Origin of the sequence: Streptomyces davaonensis JCM 4913, from assembly GCF_000349325.1 — a bacterium.
GTDB lineage: Bacteria > Actinomycetota > Actinomycetes > Streptomycetales > Streptomycetaceae > Streptomyces > Streptomyces davaonensis.
In genome coordinates, this window is the sequence record NC_020504.1 from 5,562,984 (window position 1) to 5,583,560 (window position 20,577).

Sequence of the window (20,577 nt, forward strand, 5' to 3'; positions counted from 1 at the left end):
CACAGCAGGCGGCCGTCCACCCGTACGTGGACAACCGCCTGCCAGACAGGACTTGGGGCCTGGAAATAAGGTCGGGCGCGCTACTTCGTGGGCTTCTTGCCCGTCACGCCCAGATGCACCAACAGCGCCAGGTTCGGCTTGAGTTCGGCCTGCTTGACGCCCCAGGTCTGGAAGCCCTTCTGGTGCGAGGCCACCGCCGCGAGCATCGCGACGATCGAGCCCGCCACCGCGGCCGGGTTGACGTCCTTGTCGACCTTGCCCTTGGCCTGAAGCTCGGCGACCGCGTCCGCGAGGGAGTTGTTCACCGAGTTGAGGATCTTCATCCGGAGCTTGTAGAAGCGCTTGTCGCCCTCGGCGGCACCGAGGTCGACCACGCGCAGGATCGCGTCGTTCTTCCGCCAGAACTCCAGGAATCCGTCGACGAGTTCCTGCGCGGTCTGCCAGCCGGACTTGCCGACCCAGGAGCGGCCCTCGAGGAGTTCGGTCAACCCGGCGCCCTCCGCGGCCATTTGCTCGGCGATCTCCAGGACGGCGCCCTCGACGTCCGGGAAGTACTGGTAGAAGGTGGCGGGCGAAGTGCCCGCCTTCCGGGCGACATCGATGACTTTGACGTCCCGGTAGGGGGAGGAGCTGAGCATCTCGCTGAGGCAGTCGAGCAGCTTCTGCCGGGTCGCCTGCCCACGCCGGCCGGCCACGCGGCCGTCGACGGTACGCACTTGTCCTGTCATGCCGTCAGCTTACCGAGGGGTGATCGGAGCGCGATTCGGCCGACTGCAAATGGGGTGCACGAGTGCCCAGAGGCTGGTGTGCCTGGTCTGCGCGGTGCGTAAGAGGCCGTTACTTTGGCGACATGGCCGAAAACAGGGCATCCGGGGATGCATCCGGGTTTGTGGAGGGCGTCCCCTGCTGGGTGGACGCCCAGCTCCCCGACGTCGAGGCGGGCAAGCGGTTCTACGGTGAACTCTTCGGGTGGGACTTCCCCGAGGAGGAAGAGCCGTACGCGCTGAAGGACGGGGAGCGGGTCGCCGCGCTGATCCCCAAGGTGGACGGAAGGATGCCGACCGTCTGGACCGTCTACTTCGCCACCCCGGACGCCGTGGCCCTGGTCCGGCGGATCCGGGAGGCGGGCGGCCAGATCGTCACCGCGCCCGTGGAGATCGGCGCCGGGGAAGGGACGACCGCTCTGGTCACCGACGCCGAGGGCGCCGTCTTCGGGCTCTGGCAGGGCGACAGTCACCCCGGCTTCGGCCGCCGCCACGAACCCGGCGCCTTCGCCTGGGTGCAGCTGTACGCCCGGGACACGGAGGCCGCCAACGACTTCTACGGCCCCCTCTTCCACGAGGCCCTGTTCGGCCCCGACGCCGAGCCCGACTTCGGCCGCGCCCCCGTCTCCGACGTCTTCCCCGCCGTGATGCCGCCGCACTTCCTCGTCCACTTCGGCGTGGAGGACTGCGCGGAGGCGGTCGGTGAGGTGCTGCGGCTCGGCGGACGCGTCCAGGCTCCACCCTTTGAGACGTCGTACGGCACTGTGGCCGTCGTCACTGACAATCAGGGGGCCTCGTTCGCGCTCCTCCAGCGCTCCGACTGAGAATTCGGCATTCGAACTGGGGTTTTTGTACGGAGACACCCCGATTTGACCCCGGGTTCGCAACCACGCCCGGGTACAGGAAGAATCGGGGTGCGTGCCGCCATGGCGGTGCGGTGGTGAGACGCTGCACGGGGTCGCGTACATACGTGGGTGACGCGGCCCGTACGGGGAGGTGGCAGGCAAGTGGTGGATCAGCTGACACAGCACGATCCGCGGCGTATCGGGCCGTTCGAGGTGCTGGGACGGCTGGGCGCCGGCGGCATGGGGCTGGTCTATCTCGCGCGCTCGGCGTCCGGCCGACGGGTGGCGATCAAGACGGTCCGCACGGAGCTCGCCGAGGACCAGCTCTTCCGGGTCCGCTTCACGCGCGAGGTGGAGGCGGCCCGCGCCGTCTCCGGCTTCTACACCGCGGCCGTCGTCGACGCCGACCCGCGTGCCGCCGTGCCGTGGCTGGCCACCGCCTACGTCCCCGCGCCCTCCCTCGAAGAGATAGTGAACGAGTGCGGGCCGCTCCCGGCCCAGGCGGTGCGCTGGCTGGCGGCGGGTGTGGCGGAGGCCCTCCAGTCGATCCACGGCGCCGGACTCGTCCACCGCGACCTCAAGCCGTCGAACGTCCTGGTCGTCGAGGACGGCCCGCGGGTGATCGACTTCGGTATCGCCTCCGGCGTATCGAACACCCGTTTGACGATGACGAACGTCGCCGTCGGCACCCCCGCCTACATGTCGCCCGAGCAGGCGAAGGACTCCCGCAGCGTCACCGGCGCCAGCGATGTCTTCTCGCTCGGCTCGATGCTGGTCTTCGCGGCGACCGGCCACCCGCCCTTCCATGGCGCCAACCCGGTCGAGACGGTCTTCATGCTGCTCCGGGAGGGCCCGGACCTCGAAGGCCTGCCGGACGAACTGCGCCCGCTCATCGAGTCCTGCATGCAGATGGAGGCGACCGGCCGCCCCAACCCCGCCGACCTCCAGGCCCAGCTCGCCCCCCACCTCTTCGGCTCCGGCTCCGACGACAGCGGTACGGCGTCGGCGTGGCTGCCCGAGCGTGCGGTCGGCCTGATCGAGGCGCGGCGCAACGGCCGTCCGCCCGCCAAGACCGGGGCGTCCTCGGGCCGCAGCGCCGGACGGAACATCCCGCCCCCGCCCTCCCACTCCCCGCCGGTACCGGTCGGCGCCCCCGACACCGGGCCGGTGCGCCTGGCGGGCGCCCAGGTGCCGATCGGACCCGGACCGCGCGTCGCCGACGCCCGCGCCGCCGCGGTGAAGGCGCCGCCGCCGGAGGCGGGCCTGGTCGCCTCCTGGTCCAAGCCGCGCCCCGGGGTCAACGGCACCGACTCCGCCGTAGGCCCTGCCGTACCCCCGTCGCCCACCGCACCTCCGGAGACGGCGAGCGGCTGGCGCCCCTGGCGGTTCCGGATGTCGAACGACGTGTGGGGCACCCCGGCGGTCTCCGGCGACCTGGTCTACGTCACCTCCTTCGAGGTGCACGCGCTGGACGTCGGCACCGGCCGCCGCCGCTTCAAGACGAGAGACGTCGCCTGGTCGATGGCGGTCGCGGACGGCCGTATCCACGCCTCCGACGGACCCACCCTGTTCGCGCTGGACTGCCGCGAGGGCGGCGATCTGTGGCGGCTGCCGACGGACGCCTGGGTGTACTCGCTCAAGGCCGAGCGCGGCACCGTCGTCACCGGCACCCGCGGCGGCGGGGTGCAGGCGTGGGAGGCGTCCACCGGCCAGAAGCTGTGGGAGCTGTCCGGCGCCCAGACCGACTTCGAGTCCCCCGAGGCGGGCCCGGCGCTCCACGAGGGCACGGTCTACGTCTGGCAGGACGCTCGCATCCGCGCCCTGGACGCCCGTACGGGTGACGAGCGCTGGTCGTACCCGATCGGCGACGCGGCCTCCTGCGGCGGGGTCCCGGTCCGGATCGCACAGGCACCCGACGGCTATGTCTACGTCTCCGCCGGCACCCGCGTCCTCGCCCTGGACGTCGCCTCGGGCCAGGTCCGCTGGCACTTCGAGGCCCCCGCGGTCTTCCTCTGCCCGCCCGCCTTCGTGCCGGGCCCCGCGGTGACGGGCGGCGGCGTCTACCTCGCCGACTACCTCGGCACGGTCTACGCCCTGGACGCCACCGACGGCCGCGACCGCTGGCGGATCGCCACCGAGTCCCGGTCCTCCATCGAGCCGGTGCTGGTGGCCGCGGGCCATGTGCACGTGGGAAGCGGCAAGGGCCTGTACACGCTGGACGCGGTCACCGGAACGCCCAAGTGGCGCTTCCAGGCGGGCGGCGACATCGTGGGCGCGCCCTCGGTCGCGGAGGGCCGAATCCACTTCGGCTCCACCGACCACCTGCTGTACACGCTGAAGGCGGACGACGGCCGACTGCGCTGGAAGCTCGCCACCGGCGGCGAGATCACCGGCTCGCCGGTCGTCCAGGACGGCGTCGTGTACGCGTGCAGCAAGGACCGCTGTGTGTACGCGCTGGACGCGGAGAAGGGCACGGGCACCGCGCGCACCACGTGATGTCAGGGGCGCGGGACGGCCGTCGTACCGGTGCACGGAAGGGGCCGGACGGCGGCCGTCGCTGCCGGGAGCGGACCTGACGCCGCTCTCACCCCAGACGCTACGCCGGGGACGTCCCGGTCGCCACGCGGTGACATGACCGTGACAGCCCCTCGTTAGAGTGCCGGTATGGATCTTCGGGGGCGCAAGCTCAAGTTCACAGCAGTAACGGCAATGGTGGTCCTGGCGCTGACGGGCTTCTCGTCCGGCCGCGGCCACGGCAGCGGCGGAGACGGCGACTCGGGCGGTGGATGCAGCAGCTCCAGCCAGAACCACGACAGTTCGTCGGGCTCGCGCCACGACGATGACGACATCGACACCGACAATGACACCGGTTCGGGCTCGGGCGACGCCGGGTCGCTCGCGGAGGAGGCCACGGTGCAGCTGGTGAGCTGCGCGAGCGCGGAGACCCCTTACGCGGTCGTCGAGGTCACCAACCCGAACAGCACCGCCGACGACGTCACCGTCGTCGTCACCTTCCTGGACGCCCAGGACTCCGTGGTCGACATGCAGACCGTGGACCAGTCCGTCCCGGCGAACGACACGGTGGAGGTCCAGGTCGACCTCACCAGCACGGCAGCGGCGGCGGACATCTCCCGCTGCGAGGCCGAGCTGATGCCCAAGGTCTGACCGACCGACGGGCGATCACCTCACGCGGTACTCCCCGGAGCGGCGGGCGGCGAACAACTCCGCCTGCCGCTCGGCGGCCAGATTCCCCAGGGCGATGAGGTGAGGCGCCTGCCCGAGAACCTGGGCACGAGCGGCTTCCTGAGCGGCCCAGAGGGCACGGACGGTGCCCTGCACGGCGGCGGTGGGATACCCGGCGAGGACGGATGCGCACCGGACGGCCGCCGCCAAGTCCTTTTTGCTATCGGTGAGTTCGGAGACGAGCCCCACCTCATGGGCACGCCGGGCGGAGATCCGCTCGGCAGTACCCATCAGCATCATCCGCGCGAGCTCACCGGCGGGCATCCGCGTAGCCATGAGCATCGACTCGTAGGCGCTGACCATGCCGTAGGCGGTGTGCGGATCGAAGAACTCCGCGCTCGGGTCGGCGACGAGGAAATCGCACTCCGCCAGCAGATAGAAGGCCCCGCCGCAGGCCATCCCGTGCACGGCGGCGACGACCGGCTTCCACAGATCGTTCGACTTGGGCCCGATGCCCAGCAGCGGATCGTCCTGCATGTACGGCGAGTTCGGCTGCGGCACGACGGCGTCCCGGTCGATCCCCGTGCAGAAGGCCCGCGCCTCGGCACCGGTGAGAACGAGCGCACGAACGGAGTCGTCGAACCGGAACGCCCGCCAGGCATCGGTGAGTTCGCGTGCTGTGCCGAGGTCGATGGCATTGAGTCGGTCGGGCCGGTTGAGGGTGACGACGGCGACGCCACGGTCCTTGTCGATGCCGATCTCCAGGCTCATGGCCGCTCCAGAACCCACTGCGGAAGCCCTCCCGCCCCGAACACCACCTGCACCCGCGCCCCGATGCGCACCCGGTCAGGCGGCACGGCGTCGAGCGGATCACCGGCCCGCGTCACGAGATTGCCGACCATCCGGATCCGCGGCGCGTCGACCAGCTCGACGAGCACGACGTTGTACGGCGCCTGCGCCGCGTAGTCGGGCAGCAGGGGCGGATGGGGGACGACGTAGGACCAGATCCGCCCGTGTCCGCTCACCGCCCGCCACTCCTGCCCGAAGGACTGGCAGTGCGGGCAGCAGGGGCGGGGCGGGAACCGGAGTTCACCGCAGTCGGCGCAGGCCTGGACGCGGAGTTCGCCCTGGGCGGCGTACCGCCAGAAGGGGGCGCCGTCGGCGTCGGTGACGGGAGCGAGCATGGCCGGATCAACTCCTCAGTTCCGTAGGAGCAGAGCGGAGGTGGGGACTCCCTCGCCCGCGGTGACGAGGCAGGAGGCGGCGCCCGGGACCTGGGCGGTACTCGTCCCGCGGAGCTGTTTGACGCCTTCGGTGATGAGGTTGAAGCCGTGGACGTACGCCTCGCTGAGCCCGCCGCCCCCGGTGTTCAACGGCAGCCGCCCGCCGATCTCCAGGGCCCCGCCCTCGGTGAAACTCCCGCCCTCCCCGCGCCCGCAGAAGCCGTAGCCCTCCAGGGAGAGCGGGACGAGCGGGGTGAAGGCGTCGTAGATCTGGGCGACGTCGATGTCCTGCGGGGTGAGGTCGGAGTGCTTCCACAGATGCCGGGCGGCGGTCCAGGCGGGCCCGGTGAGCGGGTCGTCGTTCCAGTAGTTGACCATGCCGTGGTGCTGGGCGGGCAGCCCTTGGGCGGCGGAGTGGACGTAGACGGCACGCCGGTCACAGTCCCGGGCCCGCTCGCGACTGACGACGACACAGGCCAACGCGCCGTCGCTCTCAAGGCAGTTGTCGTAGAGGCAGAGGGGCTCGCTGATCCAGCGGGAGGTCATGTACATCTCGCGGGTCAGGGGCCGGTCGTACATCACGGCCGCCGGGTTCTGGTTGGCGCGGTTGCGGCAGGCGAGGGCGACGTTGAAGAGATGGTCGCGGGTGGTGCCGTACTCGTGCATGTGGCGGCGGGCGAGCATGGCTATTTCGTCGACCGGCCGGAGGAGTCCGTAAGGGCGGGTCCACTGGGCGGGAGTGGGGAGTTGGCGGACGGTGTCGGTCCAGGGCCGTGGCCCACTGCCCCGCTTGCGGGAGCGCCATGCAACCCCCACGGTGGCCTGCCCCGAGGCAATGGCGGCGGCGAGATGGGCGACGGTGGCACAGGAACCTCCGCCGCCGTAGCCGACTTTGCTGAAGAAGGTGAGATCACCGAGGCCGACCGCCTTGGCCAGCTCCACCTCATCGGTCTCTTCCATGGTGTAGGAGGCGAGCGCGTCGACCTCGCCCGGGGAGATCCCGGCGTCGTCCAGCGCGGCGAGGACGGCGCGGCAGGCGAGGGTGCGCTCGTCCTCGGGGAGTTGCTTGGCGAAGGGTGTCTGCCCGATCCCGACGATGGCGGTGGCGTCCTTGATTCCGGCCATGCTGCTGCGCCTCCCGTCTGCCAGCCCGTCTGCTGACAGGGCGTCAGGTTACAGCTAATCTGACGGACAGTCAGCTACTGGTTGGGGGCTGTTGTGCGCGGTGACGTGGAGTGGGGCGGCATCCCGGGACTGGTCCGCAGTGCGGCCGAACGGTACGCGGACACCGAGGCGGTCGTGGAGGGCCGCACCCGGATCTCGTACGGCGAACTCGGCGCCCGGGTGGAGCGGTCGACGGCCGCTTGCAGGGCCGCCGGGGTACGTCCGGGCGACCGGGTCGCCATCTGGGCGCCGAACACCCTGGACTGGATCGTGGCGGCGCTGGGCGCGGTGTCGGCGGGGGCGGTGCTGGTCCCGCTGAACACGCGGTTCAAGGGCACGGAGGCGGCGGATGTGCTGCGCCGCAGCGGGGCGCGGCTGCTGTTCGTGACGGGAACGTTCCTGGGGACGTCGTATGTGGCCTCGCTGAGGCGGGCGATGGCGGAGGGCGGCCCCGGGCTGCCGGAGCTGGAAAGGGTGGTGGTGCTGGCGGACGACGCGCCGGCGGACTTCCAGACCTGGAAGGACTTCCTGGCGGGCGGGGAGGGGCTGACGGGTGCGCCGGTCGAGGTGGGCCCGGATGCGCCCTCGGACATCGTCTACACGTCCGGGACGACGGGCCGCCCCAAGGGAGCGGTGATCACGCACGGGCAGACGCTGCGGGCGTACGAGGTGTGGAGCGACCTGGCGGGACTGCGGACGGGGGACCGCTATCTGATCGTGAACCCCTTCTTCCACACCTTCGGCTACAAGGCCGGGGTGATCGCCTGCCTGATGCGCGGGGCGACGATGATCCCGCAACCGGTGTTCAACGTGGACACGGTGCTGGCGAACGTGGCGGCGGAGGGGGTGACGGTGCTGCCGGGCCCACCGACGCTGCTGCAATCGGTGTTGGACCACCCTTCCCGCCGAGCCTTCGACCTCTCGGCGCTGCGGCTGGTGGTGACGGGGGCGGCGGTGGTGCCGTTGCGGCTGGTGGAACGGCTGCGCTCGGAGCTGGGGGTGGCGACGGTCCTGACGGCGTACGGCCTCTCGGAGGCGAGCGGCATCGTGACGATGTGCCGTCGCGGGGACGACCCGTCGGTGATCGCGTCGACGTCGGGTCGGGCGATTCCGGGGACGGAGGTCCGGGTGGACGCGCCTGCCGGCTCGCCGGGCGAGGTCCTGGTCCGGGGCTTCAACGTGATGCGCGGCTACTGGCAGGACGAGGCGGCGACGGCGGAGGCGGTGACGCCGGAGGGCTGGCTGCGGACGGGTGATGTGGGCGTCCTGGACGAGCAGGGCTGTCTGCGCGTGACGGACCGGATCAAGGACATGTACATCGTCGGCGGCTTCAACGCCTACCCGGCGGAGATAGAGGGGTTGTTGGGCCTGCATCCGGACGTGGCGGACGTGGCGGTGATCGGGGTGCCGGACGGTCGGCTGGGCGAGGTGGGGAAGGCGTACGTGGTCCGCCGGCCGGGCGCGGTACTCACGTCCGACGACTTGATGGCCTGGTCCCGACGGGAGATGGCGAACTACAAGGTGCCGAGGTCGGTGGAGTTCGTGGCGGAGCTGCCGCGGAATGCGAGCGGGAAGGTGGTGAAGGGGGAGCTGCGCGTGCGGGGCACCGGCGGGTGAGGCCGATGCCCCGGCGTACCGCTTCGGGCTCAGCCGAAGGCGCGAACGGCCTGGTAGTAGGTCCAGGCGGTGCTGTTGCAGGCGGTCTTGGTGGCGCCGCCGTAGTTGTTGCAGACGCGCTTGAGGTCCTCGTAGAAGGCGCTGTCGAGGCGGGACTTGTTGGCGCTGAAGGTGCCGGCGGCCTTGTAGTTGCGGTAGCCGAAGTCGTGGCGGGCGCAGGACATGGCGAACGGGAAGCCGAACGGGTTGTCCGGCGAGGAGGAGCAGTAGTCCGTGGACCAGTCGAACCCGTATGCGGCCCAGGCGCCCTGGTTGGCCCGGGCGGCGGCCCAGAGGTTGTAGCTGTACGCGCTGGTCTGGGTCCAACTGGCCAGCACCTGCGGCTTGTCGGCGGGGGCGGCGTCGGCCGCGGTCGCGGTGGCGACGACGGTGACGATCGCGAGGGTCGAGGTGGCAAGTGCGGTACCGAATCTGCGGTTCATCGCATACCTCCATGAGGCTGCCCGCCCGCTCATCGGGGGGCAGGTTCATGTCATGAGGATGCGCGAGGTCTATGCGCGTTGAAAGCGATCGGCACCAAATTGCCGGTGAATCAAGGGGGGTGATGGGTGATCAGGTGGTGAAAAGGGGTGTGGTTGGGTTTGGGGGGCGTTGGGTTCGGGTGAGCGTGGGGCGTTGAGACTGCCGAGGGGGCGAGCACCGCGCCTGGACGCGACAGAGGGGGGCAGGTGCCCGAATGGGCCCCTTGGCATGCCTCGGCCGCGACGGCTCCCCCTCCGCGCCGCCGCGGCCGATCCCCGTGGGATGAGGCTTACTTGTTGCCGTCCAGGTCCAGCGCGGGCGGGGCCGGCATGGAGTTGTTGAGCGTGGTGATCGTCTCGCTCTTGGCCGGCTCGCTCGGCATGGAGTTGTTCAGCGTGGTGATCGTCTCCTCCGAGACGGCCTCGCTGGACGTGGAGTTGGTGTCCGGAGAGACGGTCTCGTCCTTCTTCTTCTCGCTCATGGGCTCTTGATCCTCTTCTGTGATGACGAGTGAGGAACGCCCGCCCGGAAACTCCCCCGAGGGTTTCCGGACGGGCATTCGGAGCCGCACACTAACCGGTCTGGCTCCGGGTCGAACCGCCTGCCCCCCGTGGCGACGGTTCGACTGAGCATGAGTCTGCCGGGTGGAGATAAACGAACGCTGAACGTCATTAATCCCCAGGTGAGAGGCATGCTCGCTACGCTGCCGCAGCTGACGTGAGCAGTGCACGCGCCTCCTCGGCCTCCGGCGCGCTGTTCTGCTCGTAGAGGTTGAGCGCCTCACGCCAGCACGCCCGCGCCCTGTCCGCCTGACCGAGTGCGGACAGCGAACGCCCCAGCAGGGTCAGGACGTTGCCCCGCATGCGGTCGCCGCCGATGCAGCCCAGCGCGAGAGCCTGCTCGGCATGCTGGGCAGCGTGCGCTGCGCGGTGCTCGGCCGCGTGCACCTCGGCGGTGCGGAAGTGGGTGACGCCTTCCCAGAGCCGCTGCCGATGGTCGTTGAAGAGGCCCAGTGCGTCGGAGAACTGGCTCAGAGCCTCCGTGTAACGGCCCGCCCGGGTCAGTGCGACGCCCAGCTGGAAGTGGCCGTTGGCGAGGCGCACGGTTCGGCCTACCTCGGTGTGCACGGCGAGACCGCTCTGGGCGATCTCCACGGCCTTCGCGATGTTGCCCAAGCCGAGGTGAGCACGGGACAGGTTGCCCAGGACGGTCGCCTCGAAGGGCCGGTTCCCCGTCGCGCGCAGACCTTCCAGGGCCTGGTCGAAGAAGACCTTGCCGTCGGCGAACCGGCTCTCGTGCAGGCAGATGAGACCTCGGTTGTTCGCGACCCAGCTGACGGCGATGGAATCGCGCGCGCTCGCCGCGAGCTCCATGGCGACGCGCGCCTCCTGTTCCGCCTCCCGGACACGGCCGGAGACCAGCAGCACATCGCTGAGCACCGTGCGGGCCCTGCCCTCCGCCCGTTCGTGACCCGCGACCCGGGTTGCCTCACAGGTGGCCTTGGCCGTCATCTCGTACTGATGCGAGTTGGCGCCCGACTCGGTCAGGTCCTTCGCCGCCCACAGCAGATCGACGGCGCGCCGCAGCCGCTCCGTCCCCGCTGCCTGACGTACGCAGGCCAACAGTTGTCCGGCCTCGGTATACAGCCAGTCGAGGGCCGTGGGTGCCTCGGTGAAGCGCAGCCCCGGATACCGGGTTGGCTCCAGGTGGTCGATCAGCCGGTCCTCGCCGTGCTCGATCGCATATACCTGCGCGGTCGTCGCCAAATAGAAGTCCAGCAACCGCGACAGAGCCGCCCCCCGCTCACTAGGCGGCCACTCATCCCTCTCCGCACAAGCACGCGCGTAGAGCCGAACAAGGTCATGGAACCGATACCGCCCCGGCGCCGCGGATTCCAGCAGCGAGGTGTCCACCAGGGACTCCAGGAGCTCCTCCGTCTCCTCCACCCCGAGATCGAGCAGCGCCGCAGCCGCAGCCAAAGAAATATCCGGCCCGTCCGCCAGCCCCAGCAACCGGAACGCCCGTGCCTGCGCCGGCTCCAGCTGGCCATACCCCAGCTCGATCGTCGCCTTGACCGCCAAGTCCCCGGCCTGCAACTCGTCCAGTCGCCGTCGCTCGTCCCCGAGCTTCGCCGCCAGTACCGAGACCGTCCACGTGCGGCGGGCCGCGAGCCGTGACGCGGCGATGCGGATCGCCAGCGGCAGGAAGCCGCATGCCGCCACCACATCCAGCGCCGCCTCCCGCTCCGACGCCACCCGCTCCTCGCCCACGATCTTCGTGAACAAGGACAGCGCCTCGTCGGGGGACATCACATCCAGGTCCACCAGATGCGCCCCGGCCAGATCCACCATCCGCACCCGCGACGTCACCAGCGCCGCGCACCCCGACGTCCCCGGCAGCAGGGGGCGTACCTGCGCCGCGTCCCTTGCGTTGTCCAGCAGCACCAGGACCCGCCGGCCGTCCAGCACCGAGCGGTACAGGGCCGCCCGCTCCTCCAAGGAGTCCGGGATCGCCGAGTCCGCCGTTCCCAAGGCCCGCAAGAAGGAGCCCAGTACCGTCTCCGGGTCCGCCGCCCTCGATCCCGCACCCTGCAAGTCCACGTACAGCTGGCCGTCGGGGAAGGCAGACCGTGCCTGGTGGGCCACGTGCACCGCCAGCGTCGTCTTGCCCACACCCCCGATTCCCGCCAGCGCCGACACCGCCATCACCCGGCCCTCCGCCGACGCCAGCACATCGCTCAGCTCCGTGACGAAGGACGAGCGGCCCGTGAAGTCTGGGACTGTGGCAGGCAATTGCGCTGGGCGGACCGGGACCACCGCAGGTTCCGCCAGCGGAGCTGACGGTTCCGCCAAGCCCGGGTCCGCCTGCAAGATTCTCTGCTGGAGTTCCCGCAGCCCCGGCCGCGGGTCCACGCCCAACTCGTCCGCCAGCAGGCGCCGCGTGTCCGCGTACACCGCAAGCGCCTCCGCCTGGCGGCCGGACCGGTACAGCGCCAGCATCAGCAGCTCACGCAACCGCTCCCGCAGCGGGTGCGCCGCCGTCAGTGCCGTCAGTTCCGAGACCGCCTCCGCGTGGCAGCCCTGTTCCAGGTCCATGTCCAGGCGGGACTCCAGCAATTGGAGTCGCCATTCCTCCAGGCGGACCCGTTGCGCCTCGGCGTAGGGGCCCGGTACGCCCGCCAGTGCCTCGCCGTCCCACAGGGACAGGACTCGGTTCAGTACGTCACGGGCGTGGCAGAGATCGCCCGTCCCGCGCGCCTTCTCCGCCTCCGTCGCCAGCTCCTGCGCCACCGAAAGGTCCAGCGCGCCCTCGCCCAGCGAACGCACCGCGTATCCGCCGGACTCGCTCGCCAGCACCCCGGGGTCCAGGACCTTGCGCAACCTCGACGCGTACGTCCGCAGCGCCGCCAGCGCCTGGGACGGTGGCTCCTCGCCCCACAGCGCGTCGATCAGCTCGGCCGCCGTGGCCGTACGGCCCTCCCGCAGCAGCAGGGCCGCGAGCAGGGCGCGTTGCTGGGGGGAGCCGGTGTTGAGTGCTTCCTCCCCGCGCCAGGCGCGCACCGGGCCGAGCACGCTGAAGCGCAGCGCCGTCGGCTCGGTTGAGCCGTCCCGGCCGCCACGCCGCTGCTCCGGCACCCGCGGTACACCGTCCATCGCCGTCCCCCTGCGCAGAACGTCATGACAACCAGGCCAGTTTGCCTTGTTCATGGCGGATGCGTCAGCCGTGCGAGACCGCACTCACAGCCAGACGTGCCACACACCACAAGGTCCTCACAACCCCTTCGCACAGTTCCGCACAGAACCCGATAGCTGACGGACCGTCAGATCGGCGCTACCGTGACGCCCATGGAGACCAAACCGACCGTGGAGGCCAAACCGACCACGGACACCCGACAGTCCCTTCCACTCATCATCTCCGTCGACGACCACACGGTGGAGCCCCCGCAGGTGTGGCAGGACCGGCTCCCGAAGAAGTACCTCGACATCGGGCCCCGTATCGTCCGCGCGCCCCTCAAGGAGATGACCTTCCTCGGCGGCCGCTTCAAGCCCGTCATGGGTGAGCGGGGCGGCGACGGGCCGATCGGCGACTGGTGGGTCTACGAAGATCTGCATCGGCCGCTCACCCGGCTCGACACCGCTGTCGGCTACGACCGCGACGAGATCAAGCTGGAGGTCATCACCTACGAGCAGATGCGCAAGGGCTCGTACGACGTCCCGGCCCGCCTCGCCGACATGGACGTCAACCACGTCCAGTCCGCCCTCTGCTTCCCGACCTTCCCGCGCTTCTGCGGCCAGACCTTCACCGAGGCCACAGACCACGAACTCGGACTCCTCTGCATCCGCGCCTACAACGACTGGATGGTGGAGGAGTGGTGCGGGCCCAGCGCCCGAGGGCGGCTCATACCCCTCACCCTCATTCCTCTCTGGGACGCCGAACTCGCCGCGGCCGAGGTGCGCCGCAACGCCGCCCGCGGCGTCCGTGCCGTCGCCTTCTCCGAGATACCCCCGCACCTCGGGCTCCCCTCCGTCCACACCGACGCCTGGGACCCCTTCCTCGCCGCCTGCGACGAGACCGGCACGGTCGTCGCCATGCACATCGGCTCCAGCAGCCGGATGCCCTCCACCTCCGCCGACGCCCCGCCCGCCGTCGGCTCCACCATCACCTTCGCCAACTGCTGCTTCTCGATGGTGGACTGGCTGATGAGCGGCAAGTTCGAGCGCTTCCCGAACCTCAAGGTGATGTACGCGGAAGGGCAGATCGGATGGATTCCGTACATCCTTGAGCGCGCCGATGTCGTCTGGGAGGAGAACCGGGGGTGGGGCGGGGTCGCCGACAAGGTGCACCGGCCGCCGTCCGAGCTCTTCGCCGATCATGTCTACGGCTGTTTCTTCGACGATGCCTTCGGGCTGAAGAACCTGGACGCCATCGGTCTGAACAACGTCCTCTACGAGACCGACTACCCGCACTCCGACTCCACCTGGCCCAAGTCCCGCGAGGTCGGCGAGGCCCAGATGGGGCACCTGGACGCGGATGTGGTCGAGAAGATCGTCCGGGGCAACGCCATCGAGCTGCTCCAGCTCACCCCCGAGGGCCTGTGGAGCGGCACGTGAAGTACGGCATCCAGCTCCCGATCCAGTCCCAGAGCACCCTCTACGCCGAGCCCTGGGAGGCCGCCGCCGGCCCCGAGGACCTGCTCGCCATCGCCCGGGCCGCCGACCGCGCGGGCTTCTCCTACGTCGCCTCCTGCGACCACGTAGCCATCCCGCGCCGCCTCGCCTCCGCGATGAGCACGATCTGGTACGACCCCGTCGCCACCCTCGCCTTCCTGGCCGCGGCCACCGAGCGCGTACGGCTGCTCAGCCATGTCGCCGTGGTCGGCCTCCGCCACCCCCTGCTCACCGCCAAGCAGTACGCCACCCTCGACCACCTCTCCGGCGGACGGCTGGTCCTGGGCGTGGGCGCCGGTCATGTGGAGGAGGAGTTCAGCGCGCTGGGCGTGGACTTCGCGCATCGGGGCGCCGTACTGGACGAGTGCATGGACGCGTTGCGCGCCGCGCTCGGGCCGGAGGAGTTTCCCGAACACCACGGCAAGCTCTACGACTTCGAGGGGCTCGGGCAGTTGCCGAGGCCCGCGCAGGAGCACGTCCCGTTGTGGGTCGGTGGCTCCTCGCCCGCCGCCGTGCGCCGGGCCGCCCTCAAGGGGGACGGCTGGCTGCCGCAGGGCGACCCACGGGACCGCTTGCCGCAGCAGATCGCCCGTATCCGGGAACTTCGTGAACAGGCCGGACGGCAGGGCCCCTTCACCATCGGCGCCATCGCCGAACCCCTCTACATCGGTACCCCGTCGTGGCACGTCGGCCGCCGCACGCTCACCGGCGCCCCGGCCGAACTCGCCGAGTCGCTGCGGGCGTACCGCGCGATGGGCGTGGACCAGATCCAGGTGCGGTTCCGCAGCCGGAACCGGGACGAACTCATCGACCAGATCGCGGCGTTCGGCGCCGACGTGGGATCCCAGCTGTAAGGAGTCAACGCATGGGCAAACTCGACGGACGCGTCGTCATCGTCACCGGCGCGGCGCGCGGACAGGGGGAACAGGAGGCCCGGCTGTTCCGGGAGGAGGGCGCCGAGGTGGTCGTCGCCGACGTCCTCGACGAGCCGGGCGAGGCCCTCGCCAAGGAGATCGGGGCGCGGTACGTCCATCTGGACGTGGGGGAGGAGGGCGCGTGGCGGGCCGTCGTGGGCGCCGCGAAGGACGCCTACGGGCGGATCGACGGGCTCGTCAACAACGCCGGCATCCTGCGCTTCAACTCTCTCGTCGACACCCCCCTCGACGAGTTCATGCGGATCGTCCGGGTCAACCAGGTCGGCTGCTTCCTCGGGATCAGGACCGTCGCGCCCGAGCTGGAGGACGGCGGCACGATCGTCAACACCGCCTCCTACACGGGGCTGACCGGAATGGCGGCCGTCGGGGCCTACGCCGCCTCCAAGCACGCGATCGTCGGGCTGACCCGGGTCGCCGCGCTGGAGCTGGCCCCCCGGGGCATCCGCGTCAACGCCATGTGCCCCGGCGCCATCGACACCGCCATGTCCAACCCGGCCCAGCTGGACCCGGCGGCGGACGCGGAGGAGACGGCACGGGCCCTGGACGGGCTGTACCGCAAGCTCGTACCGCTCGGCCGGATCGGGCGCCCGGAGGAGGTCGCCCGGCTCGCCCTGTTCCTGACCTCGCAGGACTCGTCCTACATCACCGGGCAGCCGTTCGTGATCGATGGGGGGTGGCTGGCGGGGGTGTCGGTCATCTGAACCCGCCCTACCCGACCACCTGACTACCCGTCAGGTATTGACGCCTCATGCCCGCGGTGCCACAGTCAGCAGGAATCTGACGGACCATCAGAAACTCAGTGGACACTCCAGACCGGGGACGGTGAACCGCCTTGGAATTCGGGCTCTTTGTACAGGGATACGTCGGCAAGCGCGCAGAGACCGACCCGCTCGCCGAGCACAAGGCGCTGATGGAGGAGACCGAGTACGTCATCCAGGCGGACAAGTCCGGTTTCAAGTACGCCTGGGCCTCCGAGCACCACTTCCTGGAGGAGTACTCCCACCTCTCCGCCAACGACGTCTTCCTCGGCTACCTCGCGCACGCCACCGAGCGGATCCATCTCGGCTCCGGGATCTTCAACCCGCTCGCCCAGGTCAACCATCCCGTCAAGGTCGCCGAGAAGGTCGCCATGCTCGACCATCTCTCCGGCAACCGCTTCGAGTTCGGCAGCGGACGCGGCGCCGGGTCGCACGAGATCCTCGGGTTCCTGCCCGGCATCACGGACATGAACCACACCAAGGAGATCTGGGAAGAGACCATCGCCGAGTTCCCGAAGATGTGGCTCCAGGACGAGTACGTCGGCTTCCAGGGCAAGCACTGGTCACTGCCGCCGCGGAAGGTCCTGCCGAAGCCGTACGGGAAGTCCCACCCCGCGATGTGGTACGCCGCCGGATCGCCTCCCTCGTACTCCATGGCCGCGAAGAAGGGGCTCGGGGTGCTGGGGTTCAGCGTGCAGAAGGTCTCCGACATGGAGTGGGTGCTGGAGCAGTACAAGACGGCGATCGTGGATGCGGAGCCGATCGGTGCCTTCGTCAACGACAACGTGATGGTGACGACGACCGCTATCTGTGCGCCTACGCATGAGGAGGCGGTGCGGATCGCGGTGAGCGGGGGGTTGCACTATCTGCCCTCGCTGGTCTTCCGGTATCACGACACGTTTCCTCGGCCTGAGGGGTTCCCGGTGTGGCCGGAGACCTTGCCCGAGTACACCGAGGAGTTCGTCGAGGTGCTCATCGAGGAGGAGCTCGTCATCTGCGGGGACCCGGACGAGGTGCTTCGGCAGTGCAAGCGGTGGGAGCAGGCGGGGGCGGACCAGTTGAGCTTCGGGTTGCCTGTCGGGGTGCCCAAGGAGGAGACGCTCCAGACCATCCGGCTCATCGGGGAGCACGTGATTCCGAAGATCGATACGGATCCTGTGCATCGGACCACGCGGTTCCGGCAGTCGGCCTGAAGGGTTACCGGACGATGCTCGATCACGTCATCAAGGGTGCGTCCGTCGTCGATGGGACCGGCGCTCCCGCCTACACCGCCGACGTCGGCATTCGGGACGGGCGTATCGACGTCATCGCGCCCCGCGTCACCGAACCCGCCCGGTCCACCGACGACGCCGGAGGGCTTGTTCTCGCCCCGGGCTTCGTCGATCCCCACACCCACTACGACGCCCAGCTCTTCTGGGATCCGTACGCCACCCCCTCCCTCAACCACGGAGTGACGACGGTCGCCGCCGGCAACTGCGGCTTCACGCTCGCGCCGCTCAACCCCGACCGCCCCGACGACGCCGACTACACGCGGCGCATGATGTCCAAGGTCGAGGGGATGTCGCTGGTCGCGCTGGAGGAGGGGGTGCCCTGGAGTTGGCACTCCTTCGGCGAGTATCTGGACGCGTTGGAGGGGCGGATCGCCGTCAACGCGGGGTTCATGGTGGGGCATTGCGCGTTGCGCAGGTACGTCATGGGCGCGGACGCCGCCGGAGGACGGCCCACCCCCGACCAACTCGACCACATGGTCCGCCTGCTGCGGGCCGCCATGGAGGCCGGGGCCTGGGGGCTGTCCACCACCCAGTCGTCCACGCACTCCGACGGCGACGGGCAGCCGGTGGCGTCCCGGCATGCGTTGCCCGAGGAACTGCTCGCGCTTTCCAGGGCTGTTGGCGAACACGAGGGGACGCAGATCGAGGCGATCGTCGCCGGGTGTCTCGATCAGTTCAGTGACGCCGAGATCGACCTGTTCGCGGAGATGAGCGCGGCGGCCGGGCGGCCCCTGAACTGGAATGTGCTGACCATCGACGCCGCCGTGCCCGAGCGGGTGCCCCGGCAGTTGCTGGCCAGTGAGCGGGCCCGGAAGGCGGGCGGGCGGGTCGTGGCCCTCACCATGCCGATCCTGACTCCGATGAACATGTCCCTGGGCACCTTCTGCGCGCTGAACCTGATACCGGGCTGGGGGCCGATCCTCGGGCTGCCCGTCCCGGAGCGGATCGCGCGGCTCCGTGATCCGGACGTCCGGGCGGAGATGCTGAGGCACGCGTCCTCCAAGGAGGCCGGCGTCTTCCGGCGGCTCGCGGACTTCGGTCGGTACGTCATCGGCGACACCTACAGCGAGGCGAACCGCGGGCTCACCGGCCGCGTGGTGCGGGACATCGCGGCCGAGCGCGGACTCGACCCCTTCGCCTGCCTCGTCGAGATCTGCGCGAACGACGAGCTGCGGACCGTCCTGTGGCCCATGCCGCCCGACAACGACCCCGCCTCCTGGGCGCTGCGGGCCCAGACCTGGCAGCACGAGGACGTACTGCTCGGCGGCTCGGACGCGGGGGCGCATCTGGACCGGATGTGCGGGGCGCCGTACACGACGAGGTTCCTCGGGGACTGTCTGCGCGGGCGGAAGCTGGTGCCGCTGGAGCAGGCGGTGCGGATGCTGACCGATGACCCCGCGCGGCTCTTCGGGCTGCGCGAGCGGGGGAGGGTGCAGGAGGGGTTCCATGCCGATCTGGTCCTGTTCGACCCGGAACGCATCGACGCGGGTACGGCCACCCTGGTGCACGACCTGCCGGGTGACAGCCCGCGGCTCGACTCCAGGGCGATCGGGGTGCGCGCCGTCTGGGTCAACGGCGTCGAGGCGATCCGGGACGACGTGGTGACCGGCGCGGTGCCGGGGAAGGTGCTGCGGTCCGGACGGGACACGCGCACGGTGAGCACCCGGTGAGCCGGGGTCTGTTCATCGGCGGGGCCTGGGTCGAGCCCGAGGGCGGCTTCTACGACGTCCTCGACCCGGCGACCGAGGGGACCGTCGGCCCGGCTCCCGAGGCCTCGCAGGATCAGGTGCAGGCGGCCTGTGCAGCGGCCCGCGAGGCGCTCGGGTCCTGGTCGCGGACGGCGCCCGAAGAGCGGGCCGCGATCCTCGGCCGAGCCGCGGACCTGATCCGGGACCGGCTCGTGCCGTACGTCGAACTGGCGCAGGCGGAGACGGGGGCGACCACCGGCACCGCTCGCGCGATGCAGGTCGGAGTGGCCGCGGCCCGGTTCCGGCGGTACTCGCGGGTGGAGCCCGCCGAGTGGGCGATCGCGCCGCAGATCAACGAGGCGGGGCCGATGGGGAAGGCCGGGGTGATGGGCGCGCTGGCCGTACGGCAGCCGGTCGGGGTCGTCGCCTGCATCTCCTCGTACAACAACCCGTGGGCCAACGCCGCCGGGAAGATCGCGCCCGCGCTGGCCATGGGCAACACGGTCGTGGTGAAGCCCGCCCCGCAGGACCCGCTGTCCGTCTACCGCATGGCGGAGGCGCTGGCGGAGGCCGGGGTGCCGCCGGGCGTGGTGAACGTGGTCTCCGGCGCCTCGGCGGAGGTCGGGGAGGCCGTCGTCGCCGCCCCGGACGTCGACATGGTCAGCTTCACCGGCTCCACGGCCGTGGGCCGCCGTATCGCGGAGGTGTGCGGCCGAGAGATGAAACGCCAGTTGATGGAGCTGGGAGGGAAGGGCGCGGCACTGGTCCTGGGCGACGCCGACATCGCCTCGGCCGTGTCCGGGATCGGCACGACCTTCTCCTTCTACAGCGGCCAGATCTGCACCGCACCGACCCGTGTGCTTGCCCACCGGTCGGTGTACGACCGACTGGTCGAGCAACTGGCCGCCTACGCGAGCCGGTTGAAGGTCGGTAACCCCCGGGAGCCGGACACGGTGGTCGGCCCGGTGATCTCGGCGGCACACCGGGACCGGGTGGAGTCGTACGTCGAACTGGGGCGGAAGGAGGGAGCGGTGGTGGTGGCAGGAGGCGAACGCCCGGGAGCGGACGTGGGCTTCTACATCACCCCCACCCTGCTCGCCGACTGCACGAACGACATGAGGGTCGCACGGGAGGAGATCTTCGGCCCGGTCGTCTGCGTGATCCCCTTCGAGGAGGAGGAAGAGGGCATCGCCCTCGCCAATGACACGGACTACGGCCTGATCGACTACGTCTGGTCCCGCGACGTCGCACGGGCCTTCCGTATCGCCCGACGCCTCCGCGCCGGAGGCGTCGGCGTCAACACGGTGGGCCGCAACATGGAGGCGCCCTTCGGCGGCTTCAAGAAGAGCGGGGTCGGCCGGGACGTCGGCTCCTACGCCCTGCACGCCTACAGCGAGGTGCAGTCGATCGTCTGGCCGGGGTAGGCGCCCGCTGCCCGG

Annotated in this window: 17 protein-coding genes; 10 read left to right on the top strand and 7 right to left on the bottom strand. The window is 70.4% G+C overall.

The genetic code is table 11. The features are described from left to right. Positions 1-80: 80 nt before the first annotated feature. Positions 81-728 (bottom strand): TetR family transcriptional regulator, encoded by a 648-nt coding sequence (locus BN159_RS24710; protein WP_015659724.1) that lies wholly within the window; start codon positions 726-728, stop codon positions 81-83. 122 nt (positions 729-850) lie between these two features. Here BN159_RS24710 and BN159_RS24715 point away from each other — a divergent pair, with 122 nt between their 5' ends. From BN159_RS24715 to BN159_RS24725, 3 genes are all read left to right on the top strand, one after another. Continuing rightward, complete coding sequence (locus tag BN159_RS24715; protein WP_015659725.1) at positions 851-1,588, top strand: VOC family protein; 738 nt, start codon at positions 851-853, stop codon at positions 1,586-1,588. 183 nt (positions 1,589-1,771) lie between these two features. Further along, positions 1,772-4,105 (top strand): outer membrane protein assembly factor BamB family protein, encoded by a 2,334-nt coding sequence (locus BN159_RS24720; protein ID WP_015659726.1) that lies wholly within the window; start codon positions 1,772-1,774, stop codon positions 4,103-4,105. A 168-nt stretch (positions 4,106-4,273) separates the two neighbouring features. After that, a complete protein-coding gene (locus tag BN159_RS24725) occupies positions 4,274-4,774 on the top strand; it encodes a hypothetical protein (protein WP_015659727.1) in 501 nt (166 codons plus the stop codon). A 15-nt stretch (positions 4,775-4,789) separates the two neighbouring features. Here the strand turns inward: BN159_RS24725 and BN159_RS24730 are convergent, their stop codons facing one another. Genes BN159_RS24730 through BN159_RS24740 form a run of 3 tightly spaced genes read right to left on the bottom strand, consistent with a single transcriptional unit; the run spans position 4,790 to position 7,140 of the window. Then, positions 4,790-5,563, bottom strand: coding sequence for an enoyl-CoA hydratase/isomerase family protein (locus BN159_RS24730; RefSeq protein WP_015659728.1), 774 nt, complete (start codon positions 5,561-5,563; stop codon positions 4,790-4,792). Then, positions 5,560-5,976: a Zn-ribbon domain-containing OB-fold protein gene (locus BN159_RS24735; protein WP_015659729.1), complete on the bottom strand. Its 417-nt coding sequence runs from the start codon at positions 5,974-5,976 to the stop codon at positions 5,560-5,562. Before BN159_RS24735 ends, BN159_RS24730 begins: the two co-directional genes overlap by 4 nt. A 15-nt stretch (positions 5,977-5,991) precedes the next feature. Further along, positions 5,992-7,140 (bottom strand): lipid-transfer protein, encoded by a 1,149-nt coding sequence (locus BN159_RS24740; RefSeq protein WP_015659730.1) that lies wholly within the window; start codon positions 7,138-7,140, stop codon positions 5,992-5,994. Between the two features lie 93 nt (positions 7,141-7,233). Between BN159_RS24740 and BN159_RS24745 the strand changes: the two genes are divergently transcribed. Then, the gene (locus BN159_RS24745) at positions 7,234-8,796 is read left to right on the top strand and encodes a FadD3 family acyl-CoA ligase (RefSeq protein ID WP_015659731.1); all 1,563 of its coding nucleotides are present in this window, start codon (positions 7,234-7,236) and stop codon (positions 8,794-8,796) included. 29 nt (positions 8,797-8,825) lie between these two features. Here BN159_RS24745 and BN159_RS24750 read toward each other — a convergent pair whose 3' ends face one another. From BN159_RS24750 to BN159_RS24760, 3 genes are all read right to left on the bottom strand, one after another. Beyond that, positions 8,826-9,278, bottom strand: a complete 453-nt coding sequence (locus tag BN159_RS24750) for a phospholipase (RefSeq protein WP_015659732.1) — start codon at positions 9,276-9,278, stop codon at positions 8,826-8,828. Positions 9,279-9,607: 329 nt separating this feature from the next. Beyond that, positions 9,608-9,799: a hypothetical protein gene (locus BN159_RS24755; RefSeq protein ID WP_015659733.1), complete on the bottom strand. Its 192-nt coding sequence runs from the start codon at positions 9,797-9,799 to the stop codon at positions 9,608-9,610. A 217-nt stretch (positions 9,800-10,016) separates the two neighbouring features. Then, the gene (locus tag BN159_RS24760) at positions 10,017-12,971 is read right to left on the bottom strand and encodes an AfsR/SARP family transcriptional regulator (protein WP_015659734.1); all 2,955 of its coding nucleotides are present in this window, start codon (positions 12,969-12,971) and stop codon (positions 10,017-10,019) included. Between the two features lie 192 nt (positions 12,972-13,163). Here BN159_RS24760 and BN159_RS24765 point away from each other — a divergent pair, with 192 nt between their 5' ends. The 6 genes from BN159_RS24765 (at position 13,164) to BN159_RS24790 (ending at position 20,562) form a co-directional block, all read left to right on the top strand. After that, on the top strand, positions 13,164-14,429 hold the full coding sequence (locus BN159_RS24765) for an amidohydrolase family protein (RefSeq protein WP_015659735.1): 1,266 nt from the start codon (positions 13,164-13,166) through the stop codon (positions 14,427-14,429). Then, complete coding sequence (locus BN159_RS24770) at positions 14,426-15,340, top strand: TIGR03619 family F420-dependent LLM class oxidoreductase (RefSeq protein ID WP_015659736.1); 915 nt, start codon at positions 14,426-14,428, stop codon at positions 15,338-15,340. Before BN159_RS24765 ends, BN159_RS24770 begins: the two co-directional genes overlap by 4 nt. Before the next feature lie 11 nt (positions 15,341-15,351). Then, the gene (locus BN159_RS24775; RefSeq protein WP_015659737.1) at positions 15,352-16,122 is read left to right on the top strand and encodes an SDR family NAD(P)-dependent oxidoreductase; all 771 of its coding nucleotides are present in this window, start codon (positions 15,352-15,354) and stop codon (positions 16,120-16,122) included. Positions 16,123-16,253: 131 nt separating this feature from the next. Continuing rightward, on the top strand, positions 16,254-17,372 hold the full coding sequence (locus tag BN159_RS24780) for an LLM class flavin-dependent oxidoreductase (RefSeq protein ID WP_015659738.1): 1,119 nt from the start codon (positions 16,254-16,256) through the stop codon (positions 17,370-17,372). A 14-nt stretch (positions 17,373-17,386) separates the two neighbouring features. Further along, positions 17,387-19,120 (top strand): N-acyl-D-amino-acid deacylase family protein, encoded by a 1,734-nt coding sequence (locus tag BN159_RS24785; protein ID WP_015659739.1) that lies wholly within the window; start codon positions 17,387-17,389, stop codon positions 19,118-19,120. Continuing rightward, entirely contained in the window at positions 19,117-20,562 is a 1,446-nt protein-coding gene (locus BN159_RS24790) for an aldehyde dehydrogenase family protein (RefSeq protein ID WP_015659740.1), read from the top strand. Before BN159_RS24785 ends, BN159_RS24790 begins: the two co-directional genes overlap by 4 nt. Positions 20,563-20,577 lie beyond the last annotated feature (15 nt).

What these genes read in the sequence shown, in the direction of transcription:
- BN159_RS24715 (WP_015659725.1), top strand. Translation starts at nt 851, where the DNA reads ATGGCCGAAAACAGGGCATCCGGGGATGCATCCGGGTTTGTGGAGGGC.
- BN159_RS24750 (WP_015659732.1), bottom strand. Translation starts at nt 9,278, where the DNA reads ATGAACCGCAGATTCGGTACCGCACTTGCCACCTCGACCCTCGCGATC.
- BN159_RS24785 (WP_015659739.1), top strand. Translation starts at nt 17,387, where the DNA reads ATGCTCGATCACGTCATCAAGGGTGCGTCCGTCGTCGATGGGACCGGC.
- BN159_RS24765 (WP_015659735.1), top strand. Translation starts at nt 13,164, where the DNA reads ATGGAGACCAAACCGACCGTGGAGGCCAAACCGACCACGGACACCCGA.
- BN159_RS24710 (WP_015659724.1), bottom strand. Translation starts at nt 728, where the DNA reads ATGACAGGACAAGTGCGTACCGTCGACGGCCGCGTGGCCGGCCGGCGT.
- BN159_RS24740 (WP_015659730.1), bottom strand. Translation starts at nt 7,140, where the DNA reads ATGGCCGGAATCAAGGACGCCACCGCCATCGTCGGGATCGGGCAGACA.
- BN159_RS24760 (WP_015659734.1), bottom strand. Translation starts at nt 12,971, where the DNA reads ATGGACGGTGTACCGCGGGTGCCGGAGCAGCGGCGTGGCGGCCGGGAC.
- BN159_RS24755 (WP_015659733.1), bottom strand. Translation starts at nt 9,799, where the DNA reads ATGAGCGAGAAGAAGAAGGACGAGACCGTCTCTCCGGACACCAACTCC.
- BN159_RS24735 (WP_015659729.1), bottom strand. Translation starts at nt 5,976, where the DNA reads ATGCTCGCTCCCGTCACCGACGCCGACGGCGCCCCCTTCTGGCGGTAC.
- BN159_RS24730 (WP_015659728.1), bottom strand. Translation starts at nt 5,563, where the DNA reads ATGAGCCTGGAGATCGGCATCGACAAGGACCGTGGCGTCGCCGTCGTC.
- BN159_RS24725 (WP_015659727.1), top strand. Translation starts at nt 4,274, where the DNA reads ATGGATCTTCGGGGGCGCAAGCTCAAGTTCACAGCAGTAACGGCAATG.
- BN159_RS24775 (WP_015659737.1), top strand. Translation starts at nt 15,352, where the DNA reads ATGGGCAAACTCGACGGACGCGTCGTCATCGTCACCGGCGCGGCGCGC.